The sequence below is a fragment of the Hominiventricola aquisgranensis genome, assembly GCF_040096225.1.
In the GTDB taxonomy this organism is placed as follows: Bacteria; Bacillota; Clostridia; order Lachnospirales; family Lachnospiraceae; genus Hominiventricola; species Hominiventricola aquisgranensis.
In genome coordinates, this window is sequence record NZ_JBBMFC010000006.1 from 133,966 (window position 1) to 143,898 (window position 9,933).

Genomic DNA, 9,933 nt, shown 5'->3' on the forward strand with positions numbered 1-9,933 from the left:
CAAACACACATTTTATATACAACAGGAGGAATTATCATGAGAAGTGATGCAGTAAAGAAAGGCATGCAGCAGGCACCGCACCGGTCTCTGTTCAATGCACTGGGACTGACAGAAGAAGAGATGAACAGACCGCTGGTCGGAATTGTCAGCTCTTACAATGAGATCGTACCGGGACATATGAACCTGGATAAGATCGTGCAGGCAGTAAAGATGGGAGTTGCAATGGCAGGAGGAACACCGATCATGTTCCCGGCTATCGCCGTATGTGATGGTATCGCTATGGGACATACCGGTATGAAATATTCTCTGGTGACCCGTGATCTGATCGCAGATTCTACAGAGGCTATGGCAATGGCTCACCAGTTCGATGCACTGGTTATGGTGCCGAACTGTGATAAGAATGTACCGGGACTTCTGATGGCAGCAGCCAGAGTCAATGTACCGACTGTATTTGTAAGCGGCGGCCCGATGCTTGCAGGACATGTAAAAGGACAGAAGAGAAGCCTTTCCAGTATGTTCGAGGCAGTTGGTTCCTACGCAGCAGGAACTATGACAGAAGAGGATGTCAAAGAGTTTGAAGCAAAAGTCTGCCCGACCTGCGGATCCTGTTCAGGTATGTACACGGCCAACAGTATGAACTGTCTGACAGAGGTTCTTGGTATGGGACTTCAGGGTAATGGAACCATTCCGGCAGTATATTCCGAACGTATCAAGCTGGCGAAGAAAGCGGGTATGCAGGTAATGGAGATGCTTCGGAGAAATATCCGTCCGAGAGATATTATGACAAAAGAGGCATTCCTGAACGCTCTGACTGTAGATATGGCACTGGGATGTTCCACCAACAGTATGCTGCATCTTCCGGCAATCGCTCATGAGGCAGGCGTAGAGCTTGACATGGAACTGGTTAATGAGATCAGTGCCAAGACTCCGAATCTGTGCCATCTGGCACCTGCAGGTCCGACCTACATAGAAGATCTGAATGAGGCAGGCGGTGTCTATGCAGTTATGAACGAACTGAACAAGAAGCATCTGCTGAACCTGGATTGTATGACAGTGACAGGTAAGACAGTTGGTGAAAATATTGAGAAATGCTATAACAAGAATCCGGAGGTTATCCGTCCGGTAGAGAATCCGTACAGCCAGACTGGCGGACTTGCGATCCTGAAAGGAAATCTGGCACCGGACACCGGCGTTGTAAAACGTTCTGCAGTTGCTCCGGAGATGCTGGTACATGAAGGTCCTGCAAGAGTCTTTGATTGTGAGGAAGATGCAATCGCAGCCATCAAAGGCGGCAAGATCGTTGCAGGAGATGTTGTTGTGATCCGTTATGAGGGACCAAAAGGCGGCCCGGGCATGAGAGAGATGCTGAACCCGACTTCCGCAATTGCAGGAATGGGACTGGGCTCTTCCGTTGCACTGATCACAGACGGACGTTTCAGTGGAGCAAGCCGTGGAGCTTCCATCGGTCATGTATCACCGGAGGCAGCAGTTGGCGGTCCGATCGCACTGGTAGAAGAGGGCGATATCATCAAGATCAATATTCCGGAAAATTCGCTGAACGTAGATATTTCTGACGAAGAGATGGCAGCAAGACGTGCAAAATGGCAGCCAAGACAGCCAAAAGTGACCACAGGCTATCTGGCTCGTTACGCACATCTGGTAACATCCGGAAATCGTGGAGCAATTCTTGAGATTCAGGACTAGGGGGAGAAAGTTATGGTATTGACTGGAGCGGAAATTGTAGTTGCCTGCTTGAAAGAGCAGGGTGTGGACACGGTGTTCGGATATCCGGGCGGCGCGATCCTGAACATATATGATGCATTATATAAACATGCGGATGAGATCAGACATATTCTGACTTCTCATGAGCAGGGGGCTTCTCATGCGGCAGACGGTTATGCAAGAGCAACCGGTAAAGTGGGCGTATGTATCGCAACCTCCGGTCCTGGTGCCACCAATCTGGTGACCGGTATTGCAACTGCTTATATGGATTCCATTCCGATGGTTGCAATCACCTGTAACGTAGGTACCAGCCTGCTTGGAAAAGACAGTTTCCAGGAGATCGACATTGCCGGTGTGGTTATGCCGATCACCAAGTACAGTTTTATTGTTAAAGACGTCAGAGATCTGGCAAAAGTGATCCGCCGTGCATTCAGCATTGCAAAGAGCGGACGCCCAGGCCCGGTTCTGGTGGATATTACCAAGGATGCGACTGCGAATACTACCGAATATATTCAGCAGGTGCCGGATGTGATCCTTCCGGATACTGCAGCGATCACAGACGAAGATCTGCATACGGCTGCAGAGCTTATCAAAGAAGCAAAGAGACCGATGATTTTTGTGGGCGGTGGTGCGATCGCAGCAGATGCAAGTGAAGAATTACTGGAGTTTGCAGAGAAAATCAATGCGCCGGTATGTGACACTTTAATGGGTAAAGGAGCATTTTCCGGAGAACATCCGCTGTATGCAGGTATGCTGGGTATGCATGGAACCAAATATGCAAACTTTGGTGTAACTCACTGCGATCTTCTGATTGCGATAGGTACCCGTTTCAGCGATCGTGTATTTGGTAATGCGGCAAAATTTGCACAGAATGCCAAGGTGCTGCAGATCGATGTAGATCCGGCAGAGATCGACAAGAATATCAGAACCACAGCCAGTGTGATCGGCGATGTGAAGGAAGTACTGAAGCGCCTCAATCCGATGATCGGTCAGTATGACCACAAAGAGTGGGTAGAGCATATTGAAGAACTGAAGCTGAAATTCCCGCTGAAATACAATCTGGATGGCCTGACAGGACCGTATGTGGTAGAAGAGATCTACCGTGTGACCAAAGGTGATGCGATCATCACCACTGAGGTTGGCCAGCATCAGATGTGGGCAGCACAGTATTATAAATACAGCAAGCCGCGGCAGCTTCTGACTTCTGGTGGACTGGGAACGATGGGATACGGCCTTGGCGCAGCTTTGGGAGCAAAGACTGCAAGACCGGATAAAACGGTCATCAATATTGCAGGTGATGGCTGTTTCCGTATGAATATGAATGAACTTGCAACGGCATCCCGTTACAATATTCCAGTCATTGAGGTTGTCATCAACAATCATGTACTAGGAATGGTACGTCAGTGGCAGACCCTGTTCTACGGCGGAAGATATTCTGCAACCGTATTGAATGATAAAGTGGATTTTGTAAAAGTAGCTGAAGCACTCGGCTGCAAAGGAATCCGCGTAACGAAAAAAGAAGAAGTCGGACCGGCACTGGAAGAAGCAATCGCACATGGTGGACCGGTACTTCTGGACTGCCAGATCGACTGTGATGACAAAGTATTCCCTATGGTACCTGCGGGGGCAGCTATCGAGGATGCGTTTGATGAGGATGATCTGAAGAAAAAAGAGATGTAACAGAGGGGGGAGGGTGCTTGTATAAAGTGCCTTTCCTTTGTCGTCTACATAGACAAGATGAGTAGAGGAGTGTATGAAAATGAGCAGAGTTTACAATTTTTCCGCAGGACCGGCAGTACTGCCGGAAGAAGTCCTGCAAGAAGTGGCAGCAGAGATGATGGATTATAACGGTACCGGAATGTCCGTTATGGAGATGAGTCATCGATCCAAAGCCTTTGAAGAGATTCTTGAGACAGCGGAGAAAGATTTCCGTGAGCTTCTGAAGATTCCGGATAATTACAAGGTACTGTTCCTGTCAGGTGGAGCGCACCATCAATTCGCAGCAGTGCCTATGAATCTGATGAAAAACGGAGTGGCAGATTATATCGTGACCGGTCAGTGGGCAAAAAAAGCTTATGCTGAGGCACAGAAATACGGAACTGCCAACAAGATCGCATCCAGTGAGGATCAGACATTCTCCTACATTCCTGATTGTTCAGATCTGCCTATCAGTGAAAATGCAGACTATGTATATATTTGTGAAAATAATACCATTTATGGAACCAAATTTAAGACCCTTCCGAACACCAAAGGAAAAGAGCTGGTAGCAGATGTGTCTTCCTGCTTCCTGTCTGAGCCCATGGATGTGACCAGATACGGCATGTTCTACGGCGGTGTTCAGAAGAATATCGGACCTGCAGGTATGGTGATCGCCGTGATCCGTGAGGATCTGATCCGCGATGATGTACTTCCGGGAACTCCTACCATTATGAAATACAAGACCCAGGCAGATGCCGGTTCTTTATACAATACACCCAACTGTTTCTGCATCTATGTATGTGGTAAAGTGTTCAAATGGCTGAAGAAGATGGGCGGTCTTGAGGTTATGAAGCAGCGCAACGAAGAAAAAGCAGCTCTTCTCTATGATTATCTGGATTCCAGCAGCATGTTCCGAGGAACCGTCCGCAAGGAAGACCGTTCTTTGATGAACGTGCCATTTGTGACCGGAGATAAGGATCTGGATGCAAAATTTGTAAAAGAAGCAACAGCAGCAGGTCTTGTGAATCTGAAAGGACACAGAACCGTAGGCGGTATGCGTGCCAGCATTTACAATGCAATGCCGAAGGAAGGTGTGGAAGCCCTGGTGGCATTTATGAAGAAATTTGAAGAGGAGAACAAATAAAATGTATCAGTATCATTGCCTGAATAATATTGCAGAGGTAGGACTTAAAAAATTTGACGGGAATTATGCACAGACAGACAAGATGGAGGATGCAGACGCAATCCTTGTAAGAAGTGCGGTGATGCATGATATGGAATTCTCCGATAAGCTTTGCGTGATTGGAAGAGCAGGAGCAGGCGTCAATAACATTCCTCTTGGAAAATGCTCTGAGCAGGGAATCGCTGTATTTAATACACCAGGAGCCAATGCGAATGGTGTAAAAGAGCTGGTGATCGCAGGTATGCTGCTGGCAGCCAGAGATATCGTAGGAGGTATGTACTGGGTACGGTCCGAGAGACAGAACGAAGATCTGGAGAAAATGGCTGAGAAAGAGAAGAAGCGGTTTGCAGGAACGGAGCTTCTTGGCAAAAAGCTGGGTGTGATCGGTCTGGGAGCAATCGGTATTCTGGTGGCAAACGCAGCAGCAGCTCTTGGTATGGAAGTGTATGGATATGATCCGTATATTTCTGTAGAGGCCGCATGGAAGCTTTCCAGAGATGTGAAGCACATTACCGATGTAAATGATATTTACAAAGAGTGTGATTATATTACCATCCATGTGCCGCTGATGGACAGCACCAAGGGTATGATCGGAGCAGATGCAATCGCACAGATGAAGCCATCCGTAGTTGTCCTGAACCTGGCAAGAGGTCCGCTGGTAGACCAGAAAGCCATTGTTGAAGCACTGAAGACCAATCGGATTCGTAAATATGTAACAGATTTCCCGAACTCCGATGTGGCATCTCAGAAAAATGCCATCGTGATCCCGCATCTGGGTGCATCTACCGAGGAATCTGAGGATAACTGTGCAGTGATGGCAGTGAAAGAGGTAAGAGATTATCTGGAAAATGGTAATATCCATAACTCTGTAAACTATCCGAACTGCGATATGGGTGTATGCACTTCTGCTATGCGTGTGGCGATCATCCATCGAAATATTCCGAATATGCTGGCAAAATTTACTTCTGCATTTGGTGAGCTTGGTATCAACATTGAGCGTCTGACCAACGTGACCAGAGGTGAATACGGCTATGTAATGGTTGACTTAAGCCATATGGCTGATGATGCAGAGATTGAAAAGCTTCGTGCGATTGAAGGAGTTCTGAAAGTACGGGTGATGAAATAATGGCAGAGATCAGACCATTTTGCTGCGTACATCCGGCGGCAGAAGTGGTGTCCCAGGTGGCAGCACTTCCTTATGATGTGTATAACAGGGAAGAAGCACGGCAGGCAGTAGAGGGAAAACCACTGTCTTTCTTAAATATTGACCGGCCGGAGACCATGTTTGCTCCGGATCAGGATATGTATGCTCCTGAAGTCTATGAAGCAGCCAGACAGAGACTGGAAGAGCAAGAGCAGGCAGGGGTCTATGCAAAAGAAGAGCAGCCGGTCTACTATCTCTATGAACTGACTATGGATGGACGTTCGCAGACCGGACTGGTGGCATGTGCATCGATTGATGAGTATGAGAATCATGTGATCAAGAAGCATGAGAATACCAGAGCGGAAAAAGAGGCTGACCGGATCCGACATGTAGATGTGTGCAGTGCACAGACCGGTCCGATCTTTCTGGCATATCGCGCAAAGGATGAGATCCGTGCGCTGGTACAGAACGTAAAGAGCACTCAACCGGAATTTTCCTTTACTTCTGAGGATGGCATCCATCATGCAGGATGGAAGATCGAAGAGCCGGAACTGGTGAAAAAGATCCACACGGCATTCCAGCAGGTGGACAGCATCTATATTGCAGATGGACATCACCGGGCAGCATCTGCGGTAAAGGTAGGACTGAAGCGCAGAGCGGAACATCCTGATTATGATGGAACGGAAGAGTTTAATTATTTTCTGTCGGTTCTGTTCCCGGAAGAGGAACTGATGATCATGGATTACAATCGGGTTGTGAAAGATCTGAACGGTCTGTCGGAGACAGAGTTCATCACTAAGGTTTCGGAAAAATTTGAGATCCAGAAGTTGGGAGAGATGACGAAGCCTGCGAAAAAGGGTCAGGTGACCATGTACCTTCATGGCAGCTGGTATGGGCTGACAGCAAAGTCCGCCTACATCCATCCAGATCCGGTGGAAGGGCTGGATGTATCATTCCTTCAAAGAGAACTGCTGACTCCTGTTCTGGGGATCGTTGACCCGAGAACCGATAAGCGAATTGATTTTATCGGTGGGATCCGGGGTCTGGAAGAACTGAAGCGAAGAGCAGACAGCGACATGGAAGTAGCATTTGCCATGTATCCAACCTCCATTCAGGAGCTGTTTGCAGTAGCAGACGCTGATCTTCTCATGCCGCCGAAATCTACCTGGTTCGAACCGAAGCTTCGAAGCGGACTGTTTATTCATCAGATCGAGCGATAATATAATGAGCGCAAGAGAGCTAGAGCAAGCATGACCTGTTCAGTGCGAGTGGCGAAAAGAAGCTGCCATATGATCGTCAAAAGAATGATCGTATGGCAGCTTTTTTGAATCAAAGAATGGTCATTAACATGGCCTAAATGCAAATACATAATCCCGTGCCTGTCCGGCGGAGAGATACTGCACGTATTTTTTCTGAAGCATATCAGTACAAGACACCTGATCCATGGTTCCACCACACCAGGGCTCAATGCAGAGGAATGGGGCATCCTTTTTGATCGGGGTCCAGAAAGCAACGCTTTCATATCCAGGAAAATCAAACTGGATGCCTTTTTCTGTTCTGGAACTGATCAGTTTTACCGTGCGGGATTTCAGATTCTCATAGAGAATGGCATCGTTGTCAAACATGGGATACTGAAGGTGCAGGTCCGGAATATTTTCATCCTCGAAGCGGAGCATATAGTCTGTGAACAGTTCACCTTCCTCCATAGGACAGAAGAATGCAGGATGTCCGCCAATCAGGAACGGCATCTCTTTGTCACTCTTATTTTCTACACCGTAAGTAACGACAAGCTTTGCCTGATCCAGACGGAAGGTAACAGTGAAACGGAAGTCATATGGATAGACAGATGTGGTATAGTCATTGGTTCCGGTGGAGAGAATGACATAGTCATCACCTTTTTCGGCAACTTCAAATTCAGTGTCTTTTACAAAGCCGTGGCGCGGAATCTTGTAGTCAACACCATGGATCGTAACGGTTTCCGGAACAGCTCCGATATATGGAAACAGTACCGGAGAAGTCTTTGCCCAGTAGGCCGGATCTTTCTGCCACATATATTCCTTGCCTGCAGCAGTCTTGTAGGAAAGAAGCTCTGCGCCAAGGGTTCGGCAGGTGACAGATGCAAATTCATTTTGAATCGTAATGTTCATGAGAATATCCCCCTATGATTATATTAAGTTCAGTATAACATGGAGGATGAAAAGAGACAACTGAGAAGAAATGTGATATACTAATATAATTCGGAAATGCAAAGCATTTTCGAGCTGCTACTGCATTATGATTTACAATCCAAGGAGATAACTATGGAAGCAAGCTGCTGCGAGACCTGCAGAAATTATGTATATGATGAAGATTACGAATACTATGTATGTGATATGGATCTGGATGAAGATGAGATGTATCGCTTTTTAAGCGGTTCCACCGATTCATGCCCTTATTATCAGTTGGATAATGAATATTTGATCGTAAGAAAACAGATGTAGATAAGGAGAGATTCTAAGTAATTAAAAACATTGACATTACAACGTTGGGACAGGGAAGGAACTCTAAAAGCAAATCGAACTCCAACTGATAGGCGTTATTATACTTACGACCAATATCTTCAATTCAAAGGCATAAATACAGAGAATGACAATCGAGAAGTTGTTATTTATGCAAGAGTTTCTACAAGAAACCAAAAGGATGATTTACAGAATCAAATATCGTTTTTACGTCAATTCTGTAATGCCAGAGGAATGATTGTAGACCAGTGTATTGAAGATTATGGAAGTGGTCTTAACTACAACCGAAAAAATTGGAATCAACTATTGGATCAAGTAATGGAACGAAAAATCAAAACGATCATAGTCACGCATAAGGACAGATTTATCAGATTTGGTTATGATTGGTTTGAGAAATTTTGTATGAAGTTCAACACAACCATAGTGGTAGTAAACAACGAAGAACTATCACCTCAGGAAGAACTCGTACAAGATATTGTTTCAATTCTTCATGAGTTTTCCTGTAGATTGTATGGATTTCGTAAGTATAAGAAGCAAATAGAAGGAGATGAAGAAATTGCTAAAGAGCTTCAAGACGGAAATCAATCCGACAGTCGAGCAGAAAGTCAAAATTAACAAGACTATTGGCACTTGCAGATATGTATATAATTTTTATCTTGCTCATAACAGGAATTTACATGATCAAGGTAAGAAGTTTATGACAGGCAAGAGTTTTAGTGTATGGCTTAATAATGAATATATTCCAAACCATCTTGATAAAGCATGGATCAAAGAGGCTTATTCAAAAGCGGTAAAGAAGTCCATTGAAGATGGATGTACTGCATTCACAAGATTTTTCAAACATCAAAGTGATTTTCCTAATTTCAAAAAGAAGGGAAAGTCTGATGTAAAAATGTATTTCGTAAAAAATAATTCGAAGGATTGCAGGTGCGAAAGACACAGGTTAAATATACCGACCCTGGGATGGGTACGCATTAAAGAAAAGGGTTATATCCCAACCACTAAGGACGGATGGAAAATCAAAAGCGGTACAGTTTCGATCAGAGCAGGAAGATACTATGTATCAGCTCTTGTAGAAGTTCCTGATGAGACTATTTATAACAATAATAATGATGGCATCGGAATAGACTTAGGCTTAAAAGACCTTGCGATTGTTTCTAATGGCAAAACTTATAAAAATATCAATAAGTCAGCAAGGGTAAAGAGACTTGAAAAGCAACTGCGTAGAGAACAAAGATGTCTCTCTCGCAAATATGAGAGTTTAAAGAAAGGAGAGTCCACTCAAAAGAATATACAAAAGCAAAAGCGCAAAGTACAGAAGCTTCATCATAAGATAGACAATATCCGTACTGATTACATCAATAAGACGGTCGCAGAGATAGTGAAAACCAAGCCATCATATATAACGATCGAGGACTTGAACATATCAGGCATGATGAAGAACAGGCATCTTTCAAAAGCCGTTGCATCACAAAAATTCTATGAATTTAGAATAAAACTCAAAGCGAAATGTGATGAAAATGGAGTTGAGTTAAGAGTTACAGACAGATGGTATCCATCATCAAAGATGTGCCACTGTTGCGGTACTATCAAAAAGGATCTAAAAATTTTGGATAGAATATACCGTTGTTCGTGTGGTTATATCGAAGACAGGGATTTCAATGCAAGTCTTAATCTTAGAGATGCTA

Annotated in this window: 9 protein-coding genes; 8 read left to right on the forward strand and 1 reads right to left on the reverse strand. The window is 45.1% G+C overall.

The annotated features are described in order from the left end of the window. The first annotated feature begins 36 nt into the window (after window positions 1-36). The 5 genes from ilvD (at window position 37) to WMO62_RS05100 (ending at window position 6,967) form a co-directional block, all read left to right on the forward strand. Complete coding sequence (gene ilvD / locus WMO62_RS05080) at window positions 37-1,704, forward strand: dihydroxy-acid dehydratase (protein ID WP_349144024.1); 1,668 nt, start codon at window positions 37-39, stop codon at window positions 1,702-1,704. 12 nt (window positions 1,705-1,716) lie between these two features. Continuing rightward, window positions 1,717-3,402, forward strand: a complete 1,686-nt coding sequence (gene ilvB / locus WMO62_RS05085; RefSeq protein ID WP_349144025.1) for a biosynthetic-type acetolactate synthase large subunit — start codon at window positions 1,717-1,719, stop codon at window positions 3,400-3,402. A gap of 79 nt (window positions 3,403-3,481) precedes the next feature. Next, window positions 3,482-4,564 carry a 3-phosphoserine/phosphohydroxythreonine transaminase gene (serC, locus tag WMO62_RS05090; RefSeq protein ID WP_118439673.1) on the forward strand — a complete coding sequence of 361 codons (1,083 nt, stop codon included), beginning with the start codon at window positions 3,482-3,484 and terminating at the stop codon, window positions 4,562-4,564. Between the two features lies 1 nt (window position 4,565). Beyond that, entirely contained in the window at window positions 4,566-5,729 is a 1,164-nt protein-coding gene (locus WMO62_RS05095) for a phosphoglycerate dehydrogenase (RefSeq protein WP_118439671.1), read from the forward strand. Next, a complete protein-coding gene (locus WMO62_RS05100) occupies window positions 5,729-6,967 on the forward strand; it encodes a DUF1015 domain-containing protein (protein WP_349144026.1) in 1,239 nt (412 codons plus the stop codon). Before WMO62_RS05095 ends, WMO62_RS05100 begins: the two co-directional genes overlap by 1 nt. Before the next feature lie 123 nt (window positions 6,968-7,090). Here the strand turns inward: WMO62_RS05100 and WMO62_RS05105 are convergent, their stop codons facing one another. Then, complete coding sequence (locus tag WMO62_RS05105) at window positions 7,091-7,894, reverse strand: aldose 1-epimerase family protein (RefSeq protein WP_349144027.1); 804 nt, start codon at window positions 7,892-7,894, stop codon at window positions 7,091-7,093. Between the two features lie 153 nt (window positions 7,895-8,047). Here WMO62_RS05105 and WMO62_RS05110 point away from each other — a divergent pair, with 153 nt between their 5' ends. From WMO62_RS05110 to WMO62_RS05120, 3 genes are all read left to right on the forward strand, one after another. Then, window positions 8,048-8,227: a DUF6472 family protein gene (locus WMO62_RS05110; RefSeq protein ID WP_117498259.1), complete on the forward strand. Its 180-nt coding sequence runs from the start codon at window positions 8,048-8,050 to the stop codon at window positions 8,225-8,227. A gap of 30 nt (window positions 8,228-8,257) precedes the next feature. Continuing rightward, the gene (locus WMO62_RS05115; protein ID WP_349144028.1) at window positions 8,258-8,860 is read left to right on the forward strand and encodes an IS607 family transposase; all 603 of its coding nucleotides are present in this window, start codon (window positions 8,258-8,260) and stop codon (window positions 8,858-8,860) included. Further along, window positions 8,793-9,933: RNA-guided endonuclease InsQ/TnpB family protein (locus WMO62_RS05120; RefSeq protein ID WP_349144029.1), on the forward strand; the 1,141-nt coding region annotated here is incomplete at its 3' end. The genes WMO62_RS05115 and WMO62_RS05120, both read left to right, overlap by 68 nt.